The following is a 23,177-nucleotide window of genomic DNA, read 5'->3' as shown; positions in this document are numbered from 1 at the left end:
ATGAACAAGAAATTTCTGACGCTGGCCCTGTCTCTGGCGCTGGCCCTATCCCTGACCGCCTGCGGCGATTCCAAGACGTCTGCTCCCGCAGAGGATGGCAATTCCGAAAATGGCGATGCTGCTGAGACCGTCACCTTGAAAGTGGCTGCCTCCCCCACACCCCATGCTGAGATTCTGGAGCAGGTGAAGCCGATTCTGGCGGAGCAGGGCATTGATCTTGTCATCACCGAATACGGCGATTACGTCGTACCCAACACCGCTGTGGAAGAGGGTGACGAGGATGCCAACTATTTCCAGCACACCCCTTATCTGGATCAGTTTAATGAAGAGAACGGCACCCACCTGGTAAGCGTAGGCAAGATTCACTATGAGCCCATGGGTGTATACGGCGGCAAGACCTCTTCCTTGGAGAACCTGCCGGACGGTGCCACTGTGGCCGTGCCCAACGATGCCACCAACGAGGCCCGCGCGCTGCAGCTGCTGGCCGCCCAGGGACTGATTGAAATTGACACCGCTGCCGGACTGAAGGCTACTCCCAACGACATCACCAGCAATCCCAAGAACCTGGAGTTCACCGAGTTGGAGGCCGCTATGATCCCCAACACGCTGGATGAGTTTGATCTGAATGTCATCAACTCCAACTATGCCTTGCAGGCGGGTCTGAACCCCGCTGAGGATGCTCTGGCCTCTGAGGACGCCGATTCCGAGGCTGCCCAGACCTTTGCCAATATCATTGCCGTGAAGGAAGGAAATGAAGAAAATCCTGCCGTTGTGGCCCTTGTGGAGGCTCTGCACTCCGATGCCATCCAGGATTTCATCAATACTACTTATAATGGCTCTGTCCTGCCCATTGACTAAAAGGAATCTTTTGTAAAAAAGGTCGGTTCCGCCTAGCGGAACCGGCCTTTTTTCTGTAGGATATTTTTATGAATCTTGTGGTATTTCTATATGGTCCATGCTACAATAAGTAAGTTGTCTGTCTCTGACGGACAAATTTGAGATCCAATGGAGGGTTTATCCAGATGTCGCAAAAGCAGGGCAACCGTTATGAAATCGATATGTGCAGCGGTCCGCTTCTTCCAAAGATCCTGCAATTTTCTATTCCCCTGATGTGCTCTGGAATGCTCCAGCTCCTGTTCAATGCGGCGGATATCATCGTGGTCGGGCGCTTTGCCGGAGATAATTCCCTTGCCGCCGTAGGTTCCAATACCTCCCTCATCAGTTTGCTGACCAACCTATTTATCGGGTTGTCCATTGGCGCCAATATCCTGGCTGCACGGTTTTACGGGGCAGGAGAAAAAGAGGGGCTGCGGCAGACTGTCCATACGTCCGTTTTACTAAGTCTTGTCAGCGGATTGTTTTTAGCCGGAATGGGAATTCTCGGATCCCGCACGCTCTTGATTTGGATGCAGTCCCCGCCGGAGGTTTTGGATCTGGCTGTTTTGTATCTGCGCATCTATTTTCTGGGAATGCCCGCCACCATGCTCTATAATTTTGGCGCCGCCTTGCTGCGGGCAGCCGGTGACACCCGTCGTCCTCTGTATATTTTACTGGCCGCCGGAGTCATGAATGTGGTTTTAAACCTGCTTTTTGTCATCATCTGTCAGCTGGATGTAGCGGGTGTCGCAATTGCCACCGTCATCTCTCAAACGATTTCTGCTTTACTGGTCCTGCGCTGCATGGTGCGGGATCAGGGTGTGGTGCATCTGGATCTGCGGCAGCTGCACATTTGGTCTGCCCGTTTGAAGCAGATTCTGCAGGTAGGTCTCCCCGCCGGATTTCAGGGTATTTTATTCGCCCTGTCCAATGTTGTCATTCAATCTTCTGTCAATTCCTTCGGCAATACCATTGCTGCCGGCAGCGCGGCTGCCGCTAATATTGAAAGTTTCGTCTATGTGGCAATGAATGCTTTCTATCAGGCAAACATCTCCTTCACCAGCCAGAATGTCGGCGCGGGAAACTACAATCGCATTCGCCCCATCCTGGTGCGCTCCCAGAGCTGCGTCATTTTGGTGGGACTGATTCTGGGCGGCCTTGCCACTGTCTCCAGTCCACTTCTGCTCCAGCTCTATTCTGCCAGCCCGGCTGTCATTGCCGCCGGGCAGAATCGGCTTTTGATTGTCTGTCTCCCCTATTTTCTCTGTGGTATGATGGATGTCATGGTTGGATCCCTGCGCGGGATTGGCTACTCCGTGATGCCCATGCTGGTGTCGCTGGTGGGGGCCTGCTGCTTCCGCCTTGTCTGGATTGGCACAATTTTTCAGGTACCGGAGTTTCACACAGTCCAGACCGTATATTGGTCCTATCCAGTCTCCTGGATCCTGACCTTTCTGGCACATCTGCTGTGCTTTCTCTGGGCCATGGGGCGATTGCACCGCCGTCTGGAAGAGGAAGCCCTTCCAGAAAACAGTAAGCCGCTGTGTACCGAATAGGTACACAGCGGCTTTATGATCTGGCGTGTAAGCATTCGAAGCCTTCGCCTGTCTGGTCATCCCTTTTCAATTAATAGCCGTTGACCATCACATCCAGCACCTTTCCCGCCACCGTGCCAGCCACCGAGGAACCGCCGCCGCCATTTTCCACGAGGACAATGAACGCATAGGGTGCCTCCTCATTTCGCAGGAATCCGGCAAACCAGGCATGGGGAGAGGAGCCTTCTCCAACCTCGGCCGTTCCGGATTTCGCACAGATATCCATGTTGGGAAATCGCTTGGTCCCATAGGTCTCCGCCACATTTGCCGCCATCATCTCCGCCAGTGTTTTCGCTGTGGATGCGGAGATCAGGGTCCCTGTCTTATGGGAGATGTGTGGGAAGGATGGAATTCCAAGGGCGCTGGTGGTTTTCTCAATCAGATAGGGTTCCGCCGTCTTCCCGCCGCCTGCAATGGCTCCCATATACACCAGCATGGATGCCGGATTTACCAGATCCTGATCCTGCCCCACGCCGGCCCAGCCCAAGCGGCCGTCGGTCATTCCGTCAAAGGTAAAGCTTCCCTTGGTCGTTGGCAGACCGTCAATGGAATAGCTGCTTGTCAGTCCAGCCTTTTCCGTGTATCTCTTCAGCGTAGAAGCACCAAGTTCCTGCGCAATCTGGGCAAAGGCCACATTGCAGGAGTTGGCAAATGCCGTACCGATATTCTGTTCTCCATGCGTACCGGAACAGACAATGGTCTCTTCTCCGATCTGGACGGATCCGCTGCATGTCCATGTCCTGTCAAACAGATCCGGCATCTCCTCAATCGCTGCCGCCAGCGTGACCGTTTTATAGATAGATCCCGGGGTAAAGGCCGACGATAGAAACCTGTTCAGGTAGGCTCCCCGATAGCGGTCATTGGTTGTAATATCCGCCGGGACGTTCAGTGGGTCATAGCTGGGTGCAGATACCAGGCAAAGAATTTCGCCGGTTTCGTAATTGTACACCGCCACCGTACCCGCCTTGCCGCCCAGCGCTTTATATGCCTCGTAATTGTATCTGGCATCGATCGTGAGATACAGATTGCTTCCCCGCTCCGCTCCAAAGGCTCCGTTCAGCAGGTTGTATCCCGTCAGCTTGTCGGCAAAGGCATTGAGCGCCCCCGTGCCAATGTTGCCCTGCAGGTCACCCACCACATGGAGCGTAGCCTTGCGGACATCCGCATTGTCATAATAGGTGCGCCTGCCGTCTACTACCGTGGACAGTATGTCCCCGTCCCTGTCCAATACCGTTCCGCTTGCCAGCTGGCCATCTGTATTGTAGAGGTGCCGGTTAAACGCCGAGGATGCCCATCCTCCACCGTCCGTGAAATACCGTATCAGAAACAGACTCAGCCCCGCCGCCAGCAGCATTGCAAGCACCATGCACACCACTGCCCTCCGTTCAATCTTCTTCATCGGCCCGCTCCTTTCCCGCACCGGTATCAAAGGGGTTCCCAATCGGTTCGGCCCGATGCCTGGCCTCTGCCGTCAGCTTTTTCTGCTGCTTGCGCTGAATGGCAAAACTGGCATTTTCCCGGGTGTCCGTGGCCTTCAGAAATGCCAGTAACCCCCATGCAGACATCATCGCCGATCCACCGTTGGAGACAAAGGGAAAGGTCACGCCGGTCAACGGCAGTAAATCCACCGATCCAAAGACATTTAAGCAGGTCTGAAACACCAGCAGGGACGCCGCCGCACAAGCCGCCAGGCAGTAAAAGCTGGACCGCCCTATCCTGCAGGCCCGGGCCGCGAAAAACGCCAGGGTAATGATGGAAATCACCGCAAGGACGGCAATCAGCAGTCCCCACTCCTCGCACAGCATGCCGAACACCAGATCGGTATCCGCTGCCGGAACCTTGTGCAGCCAACCGTTCCCGGCTCCCATGCCCAGAAGCCCTCCTGAGGCTGCAGCGGACATCGTACGGGTCTGCTGATATCCGGTGGTGGACGCAGCTTCCCAAGCATGTCCCCAAGAGGCAAACCGATTTAGGATATAAGGTTTGAACTTCACAATGATGCCCGCGCCAAAGACAGCTCCCCCGCAGATCAGGCTCAGGGTTGCGAAATCTCCCGAGCGCATATAAGCAATCACCAAGAAGGTGACAAAGAAAATTGCCGCCGTCCCAAAATCACTCATGAGGCCAAGCAGTCCAATGCAAACGCCTGTCAAAACAATAAACAGCGTCAGGTTCCGTTTACGAAACAGCCGCTCCAGTGTGGCGGAGCCGGCAAAGATATAACAAATCTTCGCAATTTCAGAGGGTTGGAAGGACATCCCTCCGATTGAAATCCAGTTGACCGCACCATACTTGGAACTTCCGAACAGCAATGTAATACCCAGAAGGCCGATGGCTCCCGCAGCCATCAGCCAGCGGTTTTTTTGCACCCGCGAAAGGTCCCGGAGAAACAGCCCCAATACCAGAAACAACGCAAGGCCCAGCACCACTGCCAGAAATTGCTTGAAGAGGCTTCCAGGTGCACTGGAGGCCGTCACCGATAAAGAGAGCGTAGACAGGAAAAAGGCAATCGTCTCCATTTCAAATCCCACGCAGCGGGTAGCCCGCAGAACTGCAAAATAGCCCCACATCAGAACGGTCAGTCCCAAAAAAAACAGGGGAATTGCAACAGTGGCCTCCTGTCCCGCCGCGATCGTCAGCTCCAGGCAGGCCATCACCTGAAAAAGCGTCAACCAAAGGAAGGATGGCCAGAGCGTCGCCGGGCGCTCGGCACGCCGCTTTGCCTCCTGCTCCTCCCGCTCTGCCACCGTCTGCGGCAAGAAAATCAACGGTACGCCACCCAAAGTAATCGTATCCCCCAGCTTGACGGTAGCCGACTCCGCCACAGGTTCTCCGTTTACTGCCGTGCCGCCCTTTGAACCCAAGTCATAAAGTGTCCAGCTTTCATTCTCTCCGCGGCAAATTGCTGCGTGCTGCCTGGAAATACTGGGATAGTTCAGATAGATATCTGCCATTCTTCCCCGGCCGATAATGTTTTCCCAATGGGTCAGAAGCAGCGGCGTCCCATTGGGAAGGCTCAGCTGTCCCCACGTTTCCGGCGTATGTGGAATCTTCAGAAGGGATCGAATCGCCCGAAACAATACTAAAAAGGCCAACACCGGAAACAAAAAGCGGGCAAATGCCATGTACCATTCCCCCAACAGCGGATGTGCCGCCAGCAGAGAGAGCAGAAGATCCAGCACCGCCTGCAATGGCGCTGTCAGCATTTCCAATCTATCCGTCCCCTTTCTTTCATCGTATTTGAGGAAGCTATTGTATCATTTTTTTCACCCGGTGTATAGCGTTTCTCACCCCTGTCATTTGATTGCATAATTCTTTTTCTCTTTTCCCTCAGCAAAGCAATCTGGTTTTTCCAAAACAGCTGTTCACGTTGGATGGACACAAGGATGGCCATAGCACTCGCTTTTCCCTCATGCAGTATATCAAATCGGCAAATGTACCAAAACTGCTGCCTATTTTCCTTTTTCCGCTTAGTTTTTTCGATTTTGCCGTCTGAATTTCACTTTTTCTCTTGACCTTCCTCTTAAAATCCTTTAGAATAGTTAATTGTCCATGAAGTTTTTAGAATGTCATTTAATAGGCATTCCTATCCCGCATACATAATTTTTATATACTCTGAAAGGCCGATCGATATCATGAAACATCCCTATAAGACGCGAGAAGGCGGCGCCACTGTTACGATTTTTGTCCCTTATGACTGCAAAAATCACTGCCCTTTCTGCATCAATAAAGGCGAATACGCAAATTTGGATGGGTTCTCTGCTGAGAAGATCTGCAAGAGCATTGAGCGGATGGACGCCATCACTCCCTACTGCGATTTTGTATTCACTGGCGGTGAGCCCTTTGCCGATCTGGAGGCTCTCCAGATGATGCTGGACAAAATTCCTACCACGCATAAGGTATTCATTAACACCACCCTGCCCGTTTCTGAGCATCAGTCCGAGGATGACATTCTCGCGTTCACAGAACGGAACAAGCATAAAATTACCTGCATCAATGTCTCTCGCCATATGCAGAAATATGTGGTGGAGTCCAATGACGCTCTGCTGGCCCGTCTGCCAGTCCCCTTTCGTGTAAACTGTGTGCTGTATAAGGACTATCCGGTGAAGGATCTGGTTCCTTATATGGAGCGGTTCCACAAGATTCCCGGTGCCTCTATTCAGTTCCGCTTCGACTATACCGCCACTACCCCGGAGAACCTCTATGATGAAGAGGATGACAAAATCCTGCACGATTTGAAGAAGGTTGCCACTTATACTGGTTTGGATGGTTGCCGGATGCGTTGTGGTTTCCACTTTGATTATAAGGGTATGGAACTGACCTATCATAAAACACTGCCCTACAGCACCATTGTGGAGACTGATCCCAAGGACGGTGTCACCTATGATATTCTGTATGATATTCTCATCAAGCAGACTGGTGAAATCCATTCCGACTGGGATGGTACCGTGATGGATGTGGACGCTTATGAGAAAGTTGTATTTGAGCCCTATGATCTGAAGTGGCTCGCCCGAATCGCGTAAAGCTTTGACATCTAAGAGGCGGCGGAAGAGGATTCCGCCGCCTTTTTGTTGGTTTGTCTGTTTCTTTCCACTTCTTCGCTTATTCTGCTCGGAATTCCAGCCTCCGCACATGATGGCATGCGTGATTGTGTGGGTGTTTCATTTTATGTCAACTTCAGGAGGTGCTTTCTATGAAGCCTGTAAAAACAGTCGGTGTGATTGGCCTTGGGGCCCTGGGTGTCCTTTACTCCCATCTTTTTACGGAGGCCCTTGGTAAGGAACATGTTTTGATTCTGTCGGATCCCACACGTACTCGCCGATACCGCCAGGATGGCATCTGGTACAATGGAACCCTGTGTGACTTCAACTACGTTGACGCGGCTTCCGTCACGGATCCTGTAGATCTCCTTCTTTTTGCGGTTAAATTCGGAGGGCTGACGGATGCCATTTCCACCTGCCGCCACTTGGTCGGGCCGGACACGATTTTGCTCTCCGTGCTGAATGGGATCACCAGCGAAGAAATTCTGGGCACCGCTTTTTGCCCCGAAAACGTGGTCTGGTGCACCGCTCAGCGGATGTCTGCCCGAAAGGACGGGAACCAAGTGATCTGCAATCCCATCGGCGATCTCTCCGTGGGTGTGCCGGCAGACCAAGACAACCAACAATTCCGCCGCCTGACAGCCTTCTTTGACTCCATTCACTTCCCCTACAATACGCCCGAGGATATTCGGGTGCATCTCTGGAGCAAGCTGCTGTGCAATGTCGGCTGCAATCAGGCTGCTATGGTATTCCAGTGCGGTTACGGCGGCCTTCACAAGCCGGGTCCCGCCCGGGATGCCATGCTGGGTGCCATGCGGGAAGTGGTTCTCGTTGCCAATGCAGAAGGCATCCCCCTCTCTGAAGCAGATGTGGCCAGCTGGACCGCGATTCTGGACAGCTTCCCCGATGATGGAGAGCCTTCCATGCGGCAGGACGGCAAGGCTCTCCGCAAATCCGAAGTAGAGCTGTTTTCCGGCACCATCCGCCATCTGGCAGCCAGGCACAGCATCCCTGTTCCGGTAAATGACTGGCTTTACCATCAGGTTCAGGAGATGGAACGCCAATACTAAACCTTCCATTTTAAAAACAAGGCCCGTGCGCAAACGTGCGCACGGGCCTTGTCATATCCTTATTTCAGGAAAATTCTCTTTCCGCCACGGTATTCTCGGACCATGCCGATTCGCTGGGCGCTTGGGACACAGTTCTTCAACTCCCGATACAATGCGTCCGCATCTGCCGGATCCACCGCCATCAGCAAGCCGCCTGCCGTCTGCGGGTCATACAGCAGATCCTGTTTCCGCAGTTCCACTGCGCCCGCGTCCACTCCCGGCTCCGCAAACGTGCGGTTGCGGTACATGCCGGCCGGCAGAATCCCCATTCCCGCCAGCTCCAATGCCTCCGGAATCAGGTCCACAGCCTCCGTATCCAGCTCCAATTCCATGCCGCTGCCCTGCGCCATCTCATAGGCGTGCCCCAGCAAGCCGAAGCCTGTCACATCTGTGCAGGCATGCACCCGGTACTTCACCATGGCATCCCGTGCGGACTTGTTCAAGGTCGTCATCAGCCGGTAGGCCAGCTGTTCTCCCGCTGAGGACAGCAAATCCGCCTTGGCTGCCGTTGTCAACACGCCGATGCCGATGGGCTTTGTCAGAAACAGCACATCCCCAGGCCTGGCGCCTGCGTTGGTCAGAACCCTGTCCGGATGAACAAAACCAGTCACTGCCAGCCCATATTTCGGCTCCTCGTCCAAGATACTGTGACCGCCGGTAATCAGCGCTCCTGCCTCATATACCTTGTCATAGCCGCCCCGCAGCAACTGGTGCACCGCCTCCCTGGGCATATTCTCCGGAATGGCCATGATATTCAGGCACAGCTTCGGCTCTCCGCCCATGGCATATACATCCGACAGGGCGTTGGTCGCCGCAATCTGGCCGAACAAATAGGGATCGTCGGCAATCGGCGGAAAAAAATCCACCGTCTGTACCAGGGCCAGTTCATCGGAGACCTTATAGACACTGGCGTCATCACTTTTGTCAAAGCCCACCAGCAAATTGGGGTCCTTATGCACCCGGATGCCATCCAGCAATTGGGCCAGCACACCCGCCCCCACTTTGGCGCCGCAACCGGCGCACTTGGCCAACTTCGTCAGTTTTACTTCATTTTCAGCCATTGCCGTTCTCCTTTCACAGTGTCACACTCCCTGCCCCGCAATTCTCTTTTAAAACGATCCGGCCCGGCAGTTAAAACCGGGAGCGTCTGGCCCGGTCACAACAGCACTGCAGACACAGTCCGCTCAATTTCTCAGTACACCGGTCAGGTTTAACAGTGCCTCCAGAACGCCGCCGCCCACCGCCAGAGCCTTGTCGCTGGCGCAGAAGCAGTGCTTCAGCTCACAGCGGGGATCGATGTCCCCGGCCTTCATGCCCCGGTGAACCGGTGTGCCATCCGCCAGAATTCCCCGCAGAATCCCGTCCAGGGTACAAACCATCGGACTGCCATTCACAGTAGCGGCCACATCGCCCATCTTCACCTGGGCGCCGATGTCCAAAAGTTGGCGGAACACACCGTCTGCCGGGGCGCGGAGCACCCGCTCTCCGGCAAAGCCGCCAATCAGTCCGGGTATCCCGGTGTTTAGAATGGCGCTCCCCTTATAAATAACCCGTCCCAGGTAATGACCCCGCATGGTCTCCACTACGGCGTGACAATCCAGCCCCGCGGTAAAGCCGGGTCCAACCCCGATGACTACCGGTGCATCCGCCATGCTGGTCCCCAAGTTCTTTTTTGCCAGAATGGCATCTATCACCGCGTCCGGCTTCAGTTCCGGAATGCAGGATCCCTCCGGATCCGCCAGCACCGGAATCAGGTGTCCTTCAAGCAGGGCCGGAACTCCGTCGGTTCCTTCCGCCCTACGGGCGGTTACCTGTTCTACCGTCGTTTCCCCCTGTACAATGGCCTGAGAAAAACAGACAGTCCGCCGAATGGCGGTGGGCCGCTTGGTATCGGTCATGACCACCCGGATCCCCGCCCGCCAAAGGCGCAGCGCAATGCCCGTGGCAATATCTCCGGCGCCGCGAATGATTACAAGCACTCCTCATACACTCCCCTCTGCAAACTGCCTGCCAAAACCGGACAATCCAGCCGATCCGCCAGATCCCTGGCCAGGTACAGACGCTCCAGCGTCTCCGCCTGATTTACCAGCACCCGGTGATGAAGCCGCTCCACCAGCAACACCGCCGCCTCGGTTTCCGGTGTGACAGGTGCCGTCTCTTCAGTATTTGCAAGACGGGCGTAGCGCTCCGGCCGGTGGGCCGCCTCTACAATGGGTTTGCCGAATCCTGAGGCTCCCACCACGCAGATGATCTGGTTTGCCTCCTCCGGGATGACCGGCTCATAGGGGGCGTGGGCTTTCATCGGCCGCTGAGCAGAACCGTCCGCCTCAATCAGCACATAGTCAAACCACGCCGCCAGCTGAAGCACGGAACTCTCCGGTGCCGTCAGCTTTCCGCTGTCCGGAACCGGCGTACCTGCGCATAAGAGGCGGTGTTCCCGTCGGAGTGCTTCCAGATCGGCCACTGTCCGGGCGCAGGGAATCTGTGGGAAAGGGCGGATTCTTGTAGTGGTGCACAGCAGCACCCGGTTCCGCACAGCCAGCTCCCGGCCCAGCGCCTGCAGCAGTGTACTTTTTCCACCGCTGCCAATCACCGCCGTGACGCCGGGTTGAATTTCCAGCAGATCTGCAAGCCCCATCTCAACCCCTCCGTTCTTCTTTTCATAGAATAGCATTCCGATATACCCACCGTCAAGCCCAGCTATCGGCTCTTGACTTTTTCTGGAAGTCTGCTATAATATCACCGTTAATCTCAATTGAATATCACGGTTGTTTTGATTGACCACCGCGCTGGGAGGAGGCCTGCCATGAAATGCATTGATACACAGCATGCAGTCGGTCACGTTTTGTGCCATGATCTGACTCAGATTGTGAAAGATACATATAAAGGCCCCCGCTTCCGCAAAGGCCATATTGTCACACAGGCGGATATTCCGGTTTTGCTCTCGATGGGTAAGGCGCACCTGTATGTCTGGGAGATGACCGAGGGCTGTGTCCATGAGGATGAAGCAGCGCTTCGCCTGGCCGGCCTCTGTGGAACAAAGAATATGGTGCGCAGTGAGATCAAGGAAGGAAAGCTGGAGCTGTCCGCGGCCTGTGACGGCCTGTTTCGTGTGGACAGTCAGCGGCTGAAAGCCGTGAACAGCGTGGATGATGTCATGCTTGCCACCCGCCGCGGCAACACCGCCGTGCGGAAAGGGGACAAGCTGGCAGCCTACGGGATAGAAACCATTGCTGAAGTCCGTCCGGGTGATGATACGTCGGCGATTGTCCAGGCAATTGCCGGAATGCGGGAGCGTGGTGCGGATTTGATTCTCTGCACCGGCGGCATGAGCGTGGATCCGGATGACAACACACCCGGCGCCATTCGGAAAAGCGGAGCACGCATTGTCTCCTATGGGGCTCCAGTATTGCCGGGCGCCATGTTTTTACTGGGATATTACGATGACGGGACTCCCGTTATGGGACTTCCAGGCTGCGTGATGTTTGCCGGTGCCACGGTGTTCGATTTGGTTCTCCCCCGCGTGGCCGCCGGTGTTCCGGTGACAAAGGCCGATCTGGTGGAGCTTGGCGAAGGAGGCCTGTGTCTTGGCTGCAAGCCCTGCCACTGGCCTAGTTGTCCTTTTGGAAAATAAACAAGACGGACGTGTACCCCGCTAAAAGTCCACGTCCGTCCTGGGAGAATTCCGCTTTCGCGAAATCCTGCGCAAGTTTCATGATAGCGGATTTTTCCATAAAATGCAAGTCAAAACAAAAAGGAGAAATCAAACATGAAGAAGTTCACTGCACTCTTGCTGACTCTTGTCATGCTGCTGAGCCTCACGGCCTGTGGCAGCGGCAGCACTGACACTCCCGCCGAGGCGGACACCCCCACAGAACCCGAAGCACAGACCGCCGAGCCCGTGGAGTTGGCCGTATTCGCCGCCGCCTCTATGACAGAGACCGTTGATCAGATCATTGCGTCGTACAAAGATGTTGCGCCCAATGTTACCATCATCCCCACCTACGATTCCTCCGGCACTTTGCTGGAGCAAATCACCAACGGTGCCGCCTGCGATCTCTTTATTTCTGCCGCGCAAAAGCAGATGAACGCTCTGGACGGTACGCTGAAGGACGATACGGAAAAGAACCCCAACGGCTTGGATATGCTGCTGGCTGACACGCGCATCGACCTTCTGGAAAACAAGGTAACTCTGGTTGTGCCGGAAGGCAATCCAAAAGGGATTGAGACCTTTGACCAGCTGTCCGATCTTTTGAAGAGCGGCGATGTGATGCTGGCGATGGGCAACAGTGACGTGCCGGTGGGCCAGTACACCCAGAAGATCTTCGCTTATTATGGTCTGGACGAATCCGCAATTTCCAGCAGCCTGACCTATGGTTCCAACGTGAAGGAAGTCACGACCCAGGTTTCTGAGGGCACTGTGGACTGCGGCATCATCTACGCCACAGACGCTTATTCCGCCGGCCTCACCGTGGTGGACAGCGCCACTGCCGAGATGTGTGGGCAGGTAATCTATCCCGCCGCCGTCCTCTCTGACAGCACACATCCCGAGGAGGCAAAGGCTTTTCTGGATTATCTGACGGGCAGCGACGCTGCGGCAGTGTTTGAGTTCGTTGGCTTTACCCCGCTTGCGTAATCTGGTGCTTTCTTCCGCCGGCAGAGCACCTCATTTCTGAAAACGGTTGCCAGCGGACGGGCAATCACGTAAAATGGAGGGCGGGCAGATCTGCCCGCCCTCTGTTTTACTTATTTTCATTTGGCCTGATACCGGTTCAGAAGCTGCCGGAACGCCGGTTCCCTCTGAAGGAATTCATACTTCGGGTGGTGCTCCAACTCCGCCAACAAGCCCGGCAGCGCCTCCGTTCCAAATGGCACTGGCTGCTCTTTCGGCGCGATATGGCGGAACAGCGGCGCTTCATTCATCTTCCAGGGAGACAACAGCGCCTGCAGCATGGTTTCCAGGATAGAAATCGCACCAGCCGCGTCTTGTTTTCCCACAGCCACTTCTAAATCGGCCACGTATCTCCCATATTCCCACAGCCCCAGTTGGTCGATGATTCCCCTGTATGCCGCCGTAATTTCTTCCGCTGTGTCCGGATCGCCCTCCTTTTGTACTGCGGAGAGCAGCCCCAGCAGCGTGATTTGCAGTTCCTGAGTCAGATTCAGCAGTGTCCGCTCCAACAATTTTGCAGCCCCTGCCGGATCACCCCTTTGGAGCAAAAGGCTGGCTTTCAGCTGGCGTTTATTCAGGCTGCTGCGTTCCGGGAGTCTATCCAGCAAGGCCTCTGCCTTCTGGTAGTCTCCCTGCTGAATTGCCCGACTTGACAGCAAATATGCCGCGCCATCCCGGATCTGCTGCTCTTCACTGTCCGACACACGCTCATAAAGCGCCTCAATCTGCCTTTGGAAGGCAGCCCGTTCCTCCCCGGCCAGGCCGGACATCAGCAATGCACCCTCCAGAAACATGGCCATGGAATAGGTCAGCTGATCGCAGGCGGGGTATTCCCGCAGTTTCTCCATCACTGCCTCAAATGCAGCCGGGAATCCCTTCCGCCGGACAAGCTCTCCCATTTCATTTGCAAACTGCGCAATCTCCTGCTCCGTCATTTCCTGAAAGCACAGCAGGGTGTTGACATCTGTTCTCAGCAACCGGGCCAGCGGGGCCACCAGAGCCATATCTGGATAGGTTGTACCCTTCTCCCATTTGTTTACTGCCGGAGCTGTTACACCCAGCCGCTCCGCCACCTGCTCCTGCGTCAACCCAAGTTCCAGCCGTTTTGTGCGGATGACCGTGCATATCGGCATGCTGCTTTCCCCCTTTTCTTTGTTTGGAAAGGCCCTTTCGCAAAGAAGCATACCAAACATCTGCCGTGTCTGCAATGGAGCGTTTGTTTCATTTTCAGATGTTTTTTTAACAGTTACTCAATTTTCCCTGTGAGGTGACTTTCCATGGACTGGTATCCATTATACAACTCCCTCCGTATCGCCGCCATCTCCACGGTCGCTGTTTTCTTTCTGGGCATCCTGGCGGCCTATTACATTGCCAGACTCCCCCGTCTTATCAAGGGGGTGCTGGATGTGGTTTTAACACTGCCGCTGGTGCTGCCGCCCACAGTGGTGGGCTGGCTGCTGTTGATTCTGCTGGGGCCAAAGCGCCCTTTGGGTCTCTGGGTCCTGGAGACGTTCGGAATCAAGCTGGTGATGACCTGGTGGTCCGCCATTTTTGCGACGGTTGTAGTTGCGTTCCCGCTGATGTACCGAACCGCCCGAGGCGCCTTTGAGAGCTTCGACCGCACCTTGGCCGAGGCTGGACAGACTCTGGGCCTATCCAATACCTATATTTTTTGGCACATCCGCATGCCCTACTGCCGCCAGGGAATTCTGGCAGGCACCGTCCTGGCTTTTGCCCGGGCGCTGGGAGAATACGGAGCCACTTCCATGATTGCGGGCTATACCCCCGGCCGCACCGCCACTATCTCCACCACAGTCTACCAGCTGTGGCGCACCAATGACGACGCCGGGGCGCTCTGCTGGGTGCTCATCAACATTGCCATCTCCGCAGCTTTTCTACTGACGGTCAATCTGCTGGAGGCGCGGCAGCGGCAGTCCCGGAAGGAGGCGGCATAATGGCCCTTGACCTGGAAATTCAAAAGCAGCTGGGCTCCTTCCGCCTGGAGGTTCAGTTTCGGGCGGAGAATGAGCGCCTGGCACTGTTGGGGGCCTCCGGATGCGGCAAGTCGGTGACCCTGCGCTGCATTGCCGGTATTTTAAAGCCGGATGCAGGAAAGATTATTCTGGACGGACAGACCCTTTTTGACAGTGCCGCACGTATCAATCTGCCGCCCCAGAAGCGCCAGATCGGATACCTGTTTCAGCAGTACGCGCTGTTCCCCAACATGACTGTCCGGCAGAACATTGCCGCAGCGGTCCGGGACAAGACCGCGCGGGATGCGGTGGTTGCGGAGAAGTTGCGTCAGTTCCAGCTGGAATCCGTGGCCGGGCAGCGTCCGGCTCAGCTTTCCGGCGGGCAGCAGCAGCGGACAGCTCTGGCCCGCATCCTGGCTGCATCCCCACGGGCCATCTTATTGGACGAGCCCTTTTCTGCCCTGGACAGCTATCTGAAGTATCAGCTGGAGCTGGAACTGGCTGATACCTTGGCCCAGTTCCCCGGCACCGTGCTGTGGGTTTCCCATGACCGGGATGAGATTTTCCGCAACTGCAGCCGTGTCTGTGTCATTGACCAGGGCCGCTCCCAGCCGGTCTGCACGCTGGAGGAGCTCTTCCGGCGGCCCGGTACCGAGGCCGCAGCCCGTCTCTCCGGCTGCAAAAACTATGCTGACGCCATCCCCCAGGGAGCGTCCATTCTTCTTCCGGATTGGAATCTCACGCTCTCCTGCGGCCGTCCGGTACCGCAGGCGGTGTCTCGCATGGGCGTCCGTGCCCATCATGTCCGCTTTGCCCCGCCGCAGGCGGAAAACGCCTTTCCCTGCGCGGTGGCGCGGGTGGTGGAGGATGTGTTCTCCACCATTGTGCTGCTGCGGCCGGACGGCTCCAGGCCGGACGCGCCGCTTCTTCGGATGGAGCTTTCCAAGCAGGATTGGCAGGCCGCGCCCAATCAGCAGCATTTCACCGTCTCCATCGCACCGCAGGACATTCTGCTGCTGTGCTGACGGCAGCCTTTGAAAAAGCTCCGCAGGGAAATCCCTGCGGAGCTTTTCTGCTTGCCTTGGTTTGATTCAGATATTCAGGCGGCCTTCTCCGCTGTTTCAGCAGGGACAACCTTCTGGCAGAAGTTTGCCAGGAACTCCGCCACCTCGTAGCGCAGGGCCGGTTCGGTGGGCCGCAGCGTCTTATCCGCCACCAGCACGCCGGAGCCGCAGGCCCACTGCATGGCGGGCATGGCGTACTCACCCACGGACAGGGCATCGTCATAGGAGAGGATGTTGGTATTCTCGCCCACGGAGACGTCATAGCCCATGAACTTGGCATACCGGTACAGAATCGTCAGGAACTGCTGGCGGGAGATGGCCTGGCTTGGGGCAAAGGTGGTGGCCGTGGTGCCGTTGGTCAGGCCGTTCTCCGCCGCCCAGGCGATGGCCTTGACAAATGGAGAGGAGGCTGCCACATCGCCGAAGGGATTGGTGGCCTTGGGCTCCGGGGATCCATTGATCCGCCACAGGACGGTGACCATCTGACCGCGGGTCAGCGTGGAGTTCGGCGCAAAGCTGGTGTCGGTAATACCCTTGAAGATATTGTTGTCATAGCAGTACTTCACGGCATCATAATAGAAAGCATTCCCGGCAACATCCGTGAAGGGCAGGCCCTTCTTCACTGTAACGCGGCCCTCGGGTGCACCGTAATCCGCTGCGGTGACCTTGCCGTTCAGTTCCTCGGTGATATAGTTCATCACCACTTCGTCCATGGATACACCCAGGTCATAGTTGACGCTGGCGGTCTTGAAGGCGTAATAGGTATCGCCGCCGGCAGCCAGGAAGTCATTGGTGGCGATGGTATAAACGGTTTTTGCGTTAAAGGCCTTCCCGCCGACGGACTGAATCGTCACGCGGTTGATGGTCTTGGGGGCATAGTACGTGGAACCGGGGTACTGGGTTCCCTGATCAAACGGTATAGAGGCGTCTACTGTAAACACAATACCACTGACATGGGGGAAGCCGCCGATGCTCTCCGGCGTGCAGTAGGTGGATGCCTCCAAGGCCTCCAGCAGCTCAGCGCCGGTGACCTTGACGATGCTCAGGGTATTGCCGAAGGGCAAAACCGTATTGACGTCCTTCTTGGTAATGTCGCCCTTCTGGATAGAGGCGCGGATGCCGCCGCCGTTGGTCACGGCCGCGTCCACCTTCGTGCCGGCTTCTTCGGCACCCCAGACCAGGGCGTCTGTAATCAGGTTGCCCAGGTTGGTCTCGCCGGTACGGACGTTGGCCTTCACACCGTCCAATTCCACCTCGGTCTTGGCAAACACAGTGCCGTAGTCGTCGTCAATCTCCTTCTGGATGGCGGCGGCGCGGGCAGCCACATCCTTATCGGCGGCTACCAAGCCGTCAACGGAGACGTTCTTTGCGGAAAAAGCGCCCTTGGCGTCAATGGTGATCACGCCCACGCTCTCCAGCTTGGTGCCGGTGGAGGTCAGCATGGTGTCGGTTCCCAGATCGGTCTCATCCTGCTTTTCCTTCACATCCTCCAAAGTGGAGTGGGAGTGTCCGTCGATGAACACGTCGATGCCGTCCACTTCCTCCAGCAGGTCGATGGAGCGGTTCCCGGTGGACTCGTCATCAATGCCCAGGTGGCCCAGGCAGATGATATAATCGCAGCCTTCGTCCTCCAGCGCATCCACCTGCGCCTGGGCACAGTCGAACATGGACTGGCCGGCCAGGAAGGTCACGCCCTGGATCTTGGCAGGATGGGCCTTGGTGGCAGTCTCCGGCGTGCTCAGGCCGAATACGCCAATCTTGGTTCCGTCAGGGGCGGTAAACGTCACATTATCTGTAAAAGCAACCTTTCCCCTGTACAGCACGTTGGCCGCCACGATGGGGAAATCGGCTTCCGCAGCAAGATCAGTCAGGTTTGCATAGCCATAGTCGAATTCGTGATTGCCGGGGGCGGCCACGTCATAGCCGGCCATATTCATCAGTTCCACTGCGGTGGCACCCTCGGACACACTGACCGTTGGATCACCCTGGCTGAAGTCGCCGGCGTCCATTAGCAGAACATAGGCGCCCTGGGCCTCATAGGCGTCCTTCAGCGCCGCCACCTTGGCATAGCCATCGATGGCACCGTGAACGTCGTTGGTGTGCAGGATGACAATCTCGCCAGCCATGTCGCCTGCGGCCGTGGTTTCGTCTGCATAAGCGGTGACCACAAATGTGCACATCATGGCCACGGCCAGCAGCAGAGACAAAAGTTTCTTTTTCATTCTTCTACCTCCTCTGTAAATTGAGCAAAATCTTGCCCGGTTATTTGTAGTATATCATATTTCCAGAGAATGGATAGGGTAAATTCGCGTGGACGGAGAAAAATTTTGATGTCTGTTTTGTATATTTTCTGTAGCAAGGCGGCAAACACGCACACTTCTCTCTGGAATTTTTTGTGGTGCTGTGCTATACTCTGTTGCAACAGCTTGCGGCGCCAACCGCAGAAAGGGAGGGAATCTTAAATGAAGACCTTGTTAAAGGGCGGCACCGTGGTTTCCGGTACTGGGCTGCGGCGGGCCGATGTCCTGATGGAGAACGAAAAAATTTCCAGAATCAGCCGCCATCTGGAAGGAGCCGATCGGGTTGTGGATGTCTCCGGGTGTCTGCTGTTTCCAGGCTTTATTGACGCCCACACACATTTTGATTTAGACGTGGCCGGCACCACCACCTCCGATGATTTTTATACCGGCAGCCGGGCGGCTCTGCGGGGCGGCACCACGACAGTAATTGACTTTGCCTGCCCTAACAAGGGAGACTCCCTCCATGACGGTCTGGATCTGTGGCATCAGAAAGCAGATGGAAAAGCCTTCTGCGATTACGGATTCCACATGACTATTGATGACTGGAATGAGGGAATTCGGGCAGAGCTGCCGGATATGTTTGCAGCCGGTATCTCGTCGTTTAAAATGTATATGACCTATCCCGCCATGATGATTGGTGACCGGGATATGTACTGGGCACTGAAGGAACTGCGGCGGCTGGGCGGCATCGTAGGGGTCCATTGTGAAAACGCAGGCGTTATTGACGGCATGATTGCAGAGCGCAAGGCTGCAGGCAAGCTCTCCCCCGCCTCTCATCCGGTGACCCGCCCGCCCTATCTGGAGGCCGAGGCAGTCAGCCGTCTGCTGCGGATCGCCCAGGCGGCTGATACCCCTGTGGTGATTGTCCACCTGACCAACCGGGAAGCCCTGCGGGAGGTGGAAGCCGCCCGGAAGCGCGGACAGACGGTTTATGTGGAAACCTGCCCGCAGTACCTGCTGCTGGACGAGTCCGTGTACTTCCATGATGAATTCTCCGCTGCAGCCCGGTATGTGTGCGCCCCTCCCCTGCGTGAGAAGGCGGAACAGCCCTATCTCTGGAAGGCTCTGCGGAAGGGCGCCATTCAGACTGTGTCCACGGATCACTGCTCGTTTACGTTGGAACAGAAGGCGATGGGCCGGGAGGACTTTACGAAAATTCCAGGCGGGCTCCCCGGTGTAGAAACCAGGGGTGAGCTTATCTACTCTTACGGCGTAGCCAAAAAGCGCATTTCTGCCGCCCAGATGTGCAAAGCCTTGTGTGAGAATCCTGCGCGCCTATATGGCCTGTATCCCCGAAAGGGACTGCTGCGCCGGGGCAGCGATGCAGATATCGTGGTATACGATCCCGGTGCCAGTCACATCATCCGGTCGGAGGATTGTATTGCCAATGTGGACTACAATCCTTATGAGGGTTTCGTCACCTCCGGCGGGATTCGTCAAGTCTGGCTGCGGGGCCGGCTCTCCGTGGAGAGTGGCCGGGTATTGGTTCAGGAACCGCAAGGCCAGTATATGGCGCGGGGCAAACGCTCCTTATGAAAATGCAGAAAAAGGATCCCCCTGTTTTTAACAGGGGGATCCTTTTTATCTGCTTGGTTGGCTATCCCATCTTATTCCTCCCAGCGGACATCCACAATCGTGCCGCCGGAGAATTCAATGTACTCGCTCTTGAGAATATAGTCTGTCTTTCCGATGCGGACTTCCTGGTCACCTACCTTCGTCGTCATCACCTCGCCGGACGGCGTTTCAGTGGTGGCGGTAAAGTACAGCGTCACATGTTCCGGATCCTCCACCCACTGGCCATCGGGTCCCAGAACATAATAGGGTTCCTTCTCCACCGACTCAATCTGTCCGCCCACCAATGCGCCCGAGGCCATCAGGGGAGACGGTAAGTGGCTCTGGCAATTCTCATACAACTCCGCTGGGACGCCCTCGACCTTTACCGTATAGGTGACCTTGGTCACAGCGGCCTCACCGCCTTCGCCGCCTCCACGATTCATCAGTTTATAGCCCCCAAAGGCAGCTACTGCCAGAATCAGGATAATGGCAATCAGATCGACGATATTCAGCTTTCCAATGCGCTTTGCTTTTTGTTCCATGTGTTCCTCCATAAGCAGACCCGTCAGGCCCACCGTATTCTCTGTGGACAATGTTCGGGAAACATTGTATAATACTTTTCGTCATTTCACAAGTATATTTTCAAGAAAGAAAGGTCCTTTCATGAAGGTAATCCATTTGATCAGCGGCGGCGACTCCGGCGGTGCCAAGACTCATGTTCTGAGCCTGCTGCAAAATCTCAATCGAACCATTACCGCCCAACTGGTTTGCTTCCGGGACGGTCCCTTCGCCGAGGAAGCCCGCAGTCTTGGCATCCCCACTATGATCTGCGGAGGCAATAATATTCTCCGGATTCGGCGGGAGCTGACCCGCTATATCCAGGCGGGCGGCTATCAGCTCATCCACTGCCACGGCTCCCGGGCAAATATGATCGGCGCCCTGCTGAAAAAGCCCACCGGCCTGCCGGTGGTGACCACGGTTCACAGTGATTATAAGCTGGACTATATGGGGCGCCCCATGAGCCGTCTGACCTTCGGCACCATCAATGCCTGGGCTCTGCGGCAGCTGGACTACCGCATCGGTGTGTCTGATGCCATGGTGGATCTTTTGATCCAGCGGGGATTCCCGCCCGACCGGTTTTATGCCATTTACAATGGTCTGGATTTCACCCCCGCACCAAAGCAAGAGGAGCGTCTCCCCTATCTTCGGAGTCTCGGTGCGGATGTGGACGAGCGTAGTGTGGTGGTGGGGATTGCCGCCCGGCTGAATCCCGTCAAGGACATGTCCACACTCATCCGCGGCTTTGCAGCCGGTTATGCGAAATGTCCCCGTCTGCGTCTGGTGATTGCCGGCGACGGCGAGGAACGCGAAAAGCTGGGTAACCTGGCAAAAGAGCTTGGCGTTGAAAAGCAGGTCACCTTTGCCGGCTGGATCTCCGGCGGTATGGACCGCTTTTATTCCGCCCTTGACATCAACGCGCTCACCAGTTTGTCTGAAACATTCCCCTATGCTTTGACGGAGGGTGCCCGGTTTCACCTTACCACTGTGGCTACTGCTGTGGGCGGTATTCCCTACCTCATCGATCAAGATGTAAACGGCTATCTCTTCACTCCCGGTGACTGGCAGACTTTGGGCGTGTATCTGGCCACTCTGGGCAGCAACGACGCCCTGCGTTGTGACATGGGGGAAAAGCTCTATCAAAAGGCCTCCACCCAGTTCTCCATCCAAAAGACCGTGGACACACAGCTGCACATTTACGAAGAGATTCTGCGCCGCCACAATCGGCCCAAGGCAGCCCGGGATGGTGTTGTGATCTGCGGTGCCTACGGCCGCGGCAACGCCGGGGATGACGCCATCCTGGAGGCAATCTTACAGGAGATGCGCGCCATCGACCCGGATATGCCGGTGACAGTTCTCTCCAAGGATCCAAAGTCCACCCGGCTGACGTATCGGGTCCGATCTGTCAGCCGCATGGCTCTCATCTCCTGGCATAAGGCCATGCGCCACGCCCGTCTCTACATCAACGGCGGCGGCAGTTTGATCCAGGACGTCACCTCCCGGCGTTCTTTGTGGTTTTACCTGGCCAATATCCGGGCGGCCAAAAAGTGCGGCTGCCGCGTTCAGATGTACGGCTGCGGCATTGGCCCTGTCACGCGCGAAAGCCACCGGAAATTAGCCGCCAGAGTACTCAATTGCAGCGTGGATGTCGTCACTCTTCGGGAGCCGGACTCTCTGGAGGAGTTGAAGGCCATGGGCGTAACCAAGCCCGAAATTTTGTTGACGGCAGACCCAGCACTGACCCTGCAAAAAGCCGCCAGTGACGAAACGGACAGTGTTCTGCTGCGGGCAGGGATTCCGCCCCATGGGAGATATATCTGCTTTGCCCTGCGGCGGTGGAAGGGTTTTGAGGAAAAAGCCCCTTTGCTGGGTGCCGCGGCAAAATATGCTTATGAGACCTATGGCCTGACGCCGGTGTTTGTGGCAGTGGAAAAGCACCAGGATCCCAGCGCCGGCCAGATGGCTGCCGCCGGACTGAATACTCCGCATTATTTCCTTAACGATGCCGGCAGCGCCGGAACTATCATCGGCGCCCTCAGCCGGATGCAGGTGGTGGTTTCCATGCGCCTGCACGCCCTGATCTTTGCCGCCGGCCAGGGAATTCCACTAGTGGGGGTGGTCTATGACCCAAAGGTTTCCGCCTTTTTGCGGTATATTGGCCAAGAGCTGTTTGCCAGCCTGGATGCCCTGACAGAAGATACCCTTCGGATCATGATCGACCATGCGGTGGCCCAAAGCACCCACCCGGAGACCCAGGAGGCCGCTGTCCACCGGCTGCAGGATATGGAGCGCCGGAATGTGGATGTGGCCCGGCGGCTTCTGGCGGAATAATCACGCCTCATTCTTCCGTTTCTTCCCGCCTGGAACAGATTCCCCGCTGGATGGCAATGGTAGCCAACGTATCTCCCAACTGGGTTAAAACGGCTGCTGTCAGCTCCAGGTCCTCATCCTTCAGGTTTTTTGCAATTGCTACTGCCAGTGTATTGATGGCGGTTGTCAGTGCCAAGGGGTCACAGTCACAGTTGTTCATTACATCACCCCCTGCCATTCTATGAAAAAAAGAGAGCGCATACGCTCTCTTTTTTCTTTGTACATAGAAAACCACCAGCAGTGCTGGTGGTTCCAAAAAGCTTTAGCTATGCACAGAAAAAAGTATCCTCCTTTGGTAGGATGAAGATGGTCTGCCAACCGTCAACAAGAAACCAAAGGAGGAATCAAGTCCAGATGAAACTTGATGTAAGTAGTTTAGCACACACGAAGTGGGAATGTAAGTATCATATTGTATTTGCCCCAAAATATCGGCGGCAGGTCATCTATGGAAAGATCAAACAGGATATAGGAATGATGTTGCGAAAACTCTGCGAGTACAAAGGAGTAGAAATTATAGAAGCGGAGGCGTGTAAAGACCACATCCATATGCTGGTGAGTATCCCAC

The 23,177-nt window shown here is 55.8% G+C and carries 20 protein-coding genes; 11 read left to right on the top strand and 9 right to left on the bottom strand.

What is annotated here, in order from left to right; translation table 11 throughout:
• Positions 1 to 858, top strand: coding sequence for a MetQ/NlpA family ABC transporter substrate-binding protein (locus BMZ81_RS11345; RefSeq protein WP_091132158.1), 858 nt, complete (start codon positions 1 to 3; stop codon positions 856 to 858).
• A 164-nt stretch (positions 859 to 1,022) separates the two neighbouring features.
• The gene (locus tag BMZ81_RS11340) at positions 1,023 to 2,432 is read left to right on the top strand and encodes an MATE family efflux transporter (RefSeq protein ID WP_091132155.1); all 1,410 of its coding nucleotides are present in this window, start codon (positions 1,023 to 1,025) and stop codon (positions 2,430 to 2,432) included.
• Positions 2,433 to 2,502: 70 nt separating this feature from the next.
• Here BMZ81_RS11340 and BMZ81_RS11335 read toward each other — a convergent pair whose 3' ends face one another.
• On the bottom strand, positions 2,503 to 3,870 hold the full coding sequence (locus BMZ81_RS11335) for a penicillin-binding transpeptidase domain-containing protein (protein ID WP_091132153.1): 1,368 nt from the start codon (positions 3,868 to 3,870) through the stop codon (positions 2,503 to 2,505).
• Positions 3,857 to 5,677, bottom strand: a complete 1,821-nt coding sequence (locus tag BMZ81_RS11330; RefSeq protein WP_091132251.1) for an FtsW/RodA/SpoVE family cell cycle protein — start codon at positions 5,675 to 5,677, stop codon at positions 3,857 to 3,859. Before BMZ81_RS11330 ends, BMZ81_RS11335 begins: the two co-directional genes overlap by 14 nt.
• A 429-nt stretch (positions 5,678 to 6,106) precedes the next feature.
• On the opposite strand from BMZ81_RS11330, the gene BMZ81_RS11320 reads away from it, so the two are divergent.
• Positions 6,107 to 6,994: a 4Fe-4S cluster-binding domain-containing protein gene (locus BMZ81_RS11320; protein WP_091132149.1), complete on the top strand. Its 888-nt coding sequence runs from the start codon at positions 6,107 to 6,109 to the stop codon at positions 6,992 to 6,994.
• A gap of 170 nt (positions 6,995 to 7,164) precedes the next feature.
• The gene (locus tag BMZ81_RS11315) at positions 7,165 to 8,082 is read left to right on the top strand and encodes a ketopantoate reductase family protein (RefSeq protein WP_091132147.1); all 918 of its coding nucleotides are present in this window, start codon (positions 7,165 to 7,167) and stop codon (positions 8,080 to 8,082) included.
• A 59-nt stretch (positions 8,083 to 8,141) separates the two neighbouring features.
• Here the strand turns inward: BMZ81_RS11315 and selD are convergent, their stop codons facing one another.
• The 3 genes from selD to yqeC form a co-directional block, all read right to left on the bottom strand.
• Positions 8,142 to 9,182, bottom strand: coding sequence for a selenide, water dikinase SelD (gene selD / locus BMZ81_RS11310; protein ID WP_091132145.1), 1,041 nt, complete (start codon positions 9,180 to 9,182; stop codon positions 8,142 to 8,144).
• A gap of 123 nt (positions 9,183 to 9,305) precedes the next feature.
• On the bottom strand, positions 9,306 to 10,100 hold the full coding sequence (gene yqeB / locus BMZ81_RS11305) for a selenium-dependent molybdenum cofactor biosynthesis protein YqeB (protein ID WP_091132142.1): 795 nt from the start codon (positions 10,098 to 10,100) through the stop codon (positions 9,306 to 9,308).
• Positions 10,091 to 10,759 (bottom strand): selenium cofactor biosynthesis protein YqeC, encoded by a 669-nt coding sequence (gene yqeC / locus BMZ81_RS11300; protein ID WP_091132140.1) that lies wholly within the window; start codon positions 10,757 to 10,759, stop codon positions 10,091 to 10,093. Before yqeC ends, yqeB begins: the two co-directional genes overlap by 10 nt.
• Positions 10,760 to 10,927: 168 nt before the next feature.
• Between yqeC and BMZ81_RS11295 the strand changes: the two genes are divergently transcribed.
• Together BMZ81_RS11295 and modA are read left to right on the top strand one after the other, a co-directional pair.
• Positions 10,928 to 11,755, top strand: coding sequence for a molybdopterin-binding protein (locus BMZ81_RS11295; RefSeq protein ID WP_091132137.1), 828 nt, complete (start codon positions 10,928 to 10,930; stop codon positions 11,753 to 11,755).
• Positions 11,756 to 11,890: 135 nt separating this feature from the next.
• A complete protein-coding gene (modA, locus tag BMZ81_RS11290; RefSeq protein ID WP_091132135.1) occupies positions 11,891 to 12,757 on the top strand; it encodes a molybdate ABC transporter substrate-binding protein in 867 nt (288 codons plus the stop codon).
• A gap of 116 nt (positions 12,758 to 12,873) precedes the next feature.
• Here the strand turns inward: modA and BMZ81_RS11285 are convergent, their stop codons facing one another.
• On the bottom strand, positions 12,874 to 13,926 hold the full coding sequence (locus tag BMZ81_RS11285) for a helix-turn-helix domain-containing protein (protein WP_177187298.1): 1,053 nt from the start codon (positions 13,924 to 13,926) through the stop codon (positions 12,874 to 12,876).
• 144 nt (positions 13,927 to 14,070) lie between these two features.
• On the opposite strand from BMZ81_RS11285, the gene modB reads away from it, so the two are divergent.
• Both modB and BMZ81_RS11275 read left to right on the top strand, forming a co-directional pair.
• Entirely contained in the window at positions 14,071 to 14,748 is a 678-nt protein-coding gene (modB, locus tag BMZ81_RS11280) for a molybdate ABC transporter permease subunit (protein ID WP_091132130.1), read from the top strand.
• Positions 14,748 to 15,791, top strand: a complete 1,044-nt coding sequence (locus BMZ81_RS11275; RefSeq protein ID WP_091132128.1) for a sulfate/molybdate ABC transporter ATP-binding protein — start codon at positions 14,748 to 14,750, stop codon at positions 15,789 to 15,791. The genes modB and BMZ81_RS11275 overlap by 1 nt, the downstream gene beginning before the upstream one ends.
• 74 nt (positions 15,792 to 15,865) lie before the next feature.
• Here the strand turns inward: BMZ81_RS11275 and BMZ81_RS11270 are convergent, their stop codons facing one another.
• The gene (locus BMZ81_RS11270; protein ID WP_091132126.1) at positions 15,866 to 18,052 is read right to left on the bottom strand and encodes a 5'-nucleotidase C-terminal domain-containing protein; all 2,187 of its coding nucleotides are present in this window, start codon (positions 18,050 to 18,052) and stop codon (positions 15,866 to 15,868) included.
• A gap of 240 nt (positions 18,053 to 18,292) precedes the next feature.
• Here BMZ81_RS11270 and hydA point away from each other — a divergent pair, with 240 nt between their 5' ends.
• Positions 18,293 to 19,666, top strand: coding sequence for a dihydropyrimidinase (gene hydA, locus BMZ81_RS11260; RefSeq protein WP_091132121.1), 1,374 nt, complete (start codon positions 18,293 to 18,295; stop codon positions 19,664 to 19,666).
• Positions 19,667 to 19,737: 71 nt separating this feature from the next.
• Here hydA and BMZ81_RS11255 read toward each other — a convergent pair whose 3' ends face one another.
• Positions 19,738 to 20,226, bottom strand: coding sequence for a DUF4330 domain-containing protein (locus tag BMZ81_RS11255; RefSeq protein WP_091132119.1), 489 nt, complete (start codon positions 20,224 to 20,226; stop codon positions 19,738 to 19,740).
• A 121-nt stretch (positions 20,227 to 20,347) separates the two neighbouring features.
• Here BMZ81_RS11255 and csaB point away from each other — a divergent pair, with 121 nt between their 5' ends.
• Entirely contained in the window at positions 20,348 to 22,573 is a 2,226-nt protein-coding gene (gene csaB / locus BMZ81_RS11250; RefSeq protein ID WP_091132116.1) for a polysaccharide pyruvyl transferase CsaB, read from the top strand.
• Positions 22,574 to 22,580: 7 nt separating this feature from the next.
• On the opposite strand, the gene BMZ81_RS11245 is transcribed toward csaB, so the two are convergent.
• Complete coding sequence (locus BMZ81_RS11245; RefSeq protein ID WP_091132114.1) at positions 22,581 to 22,772, bottom strand: DUF6774 domain-containing protein; 192 nt, start codon at positions 22,770 to 22,772, stop codon at positions 22,581 to 22,583.
• Positions 22,773 to 22,966: 194 nt separating this feature from the next.
• On the opposite strand from BMZ81_RS11245, the gene tnpA reads away from it, so the two are divergent.
• A partial coding sequence (tnpA, locus tag BMZ81_RS11240) for an IS200/IS605 family transposase (RefSeq protein WP_143072775.1) occupies positions 22,967 to 23,177 on the top strand: 211 nt, incomplete at its 3' end.

Source organism: Oscillibacter sp. PC13 (genome assembly GCF_900115635.1).
GTDB lineage: Bacteria > Bacillota > Clostridia > Oscillospirales > Oscillospiraceae > Oscillibacter.
Note: the sequence above shows the minus strand (reverse complement) of the source record. Positions and strands in the feature narration are given on the sequence as shown.

Excerpts from the sequence above, each read along its gene's own strand:
- BMZ81_RS11270 (WP_091132126.1), bottom strand. The coding sequence starts at position 18,052 with ATGAAAAAGAAACTTTTGTCTCTGCTGCTGGCCGTGGCCATGATGTGC.
- BMZ81_RS11245 (WP_091132114.1), bottom strand. The coding sequence starts at position 22,772 with ATGAACAACTGTGACTGTGACCCCTTGGCACTGACAACCGCCATCAAT.
- yqeC (WP_091132140.1), bottom strand. The coding sequence starts at position 10,759 with ATGGGGCTTGCAGATCTGCTGGAAATTCAACCCGGCGTCACGGCGGTG.
- BMZ81_RS11345 (WP_091132158.1), top strand. The coding sequence starts at position 1 with ATGAACAAGAAATTTCTGACGCTGGCCCTGTCTCTGGCGCTGGCCCTA.
- csaB (WP_091132116.1), top strand. The coding sequence starts at position 20,348 with ATGAAGGTAATCCATTTGATCAGCGGCGGCGACTCCGGCGGTGCCAAG.
- BMZ81_RS11315 (WP_091132147.1), top strand. The coding sequence starts at position 7,165 with ATGAAGCCTGTAAAAACAGTCGGTGTGATTGGCCTTGGGGCCCTGGGT.
- BMZ81_RS11335 (WP_091132153.1), bottom strand. The coding sequence starts at position 3,870 with ATGAAGAAGATTGAACGGAGGGCAGTGGTGTGCATGGTGCTTGCAATG.
- selD (WP_091132145.1), bottom strand. The coding sequence starts at position 9,182 with ATGGCTGAAAATGAAGTAAAACTGACGAAGTTGGCCAAGTGCGCCGGT.
- BMZ81_RS11255 (WP_091132119.1), bottom strand. The coding sequence starts at position 20,226 with ATGGAACAAAAAGCAAAGCGCATTGGAAAGCTGAATATCGTCGATCTG.
- hydA (WP_091132121.1), top strand. The coding sequence starts at position 18,293 with ATGAAGACCTTGTTAAAGGGCGGCACCGTGGTTTCCGGTACTGGGCTG.
- modB (WP_091132130.1), top strand. The coding sequence starts at position 14,071 with ATGGACTGGTATCCATTATACAACTCCCTCCGTATCGCCGCCATCTCC.
- BMZ81_RS11320 (WP_091132149.1), top strand. The coding sequence starts at position 6,107 with ATGAAACATCCCTATAAGACGCGAGAAGGCGGCGCCACTGTTACGATT.
- BMZ81_RS11275 (WP_091132128.1), top strand. The coding sequence starts at position 14,748 with ATGGCCCTTGACCTGGAAATTCAAAAGCAGCTGGGCTCCTTCCGCCTG.
- modA (WP_091132135.1), top strand. The coding sequence starts at position 11,891 with ATGAAGAAGTTCACTGCACTCTTGCTGACTCTTGTCATGCTGCTGAGC.
- BMZ81_RS11340 (WP_091132155.1), top strand. The coding sequence starts at position 1,023 with ATGTCGCAAAAGCAGGGCAACCGTTATGAAATCGATATGTGCAGCGGT.
- BMZ81_RS11330 (WP_091132251.1), bottom strand. The coding sequence starts at position 5,677 with ATGCTGACAGCGCCATTGCAGGCGGTGCTGGATCTTCTGCTCTCTCTG.
- BMZ81_RS11295 (WP_091132137.1), top strand. The coding sequence starts at position 10,928 with ATGAAATGCATTGATACACAGCATGCAGTCGGTCACGTTTTGTGCCAT.
- BMZ81_RS11285 (WP_177187298.1), bottom strand. The coding sequence starts at position 13,926 with ATGCCGATATGCACGGTCATCCGCACAAAACGGCTGGAACTTGGGTTG.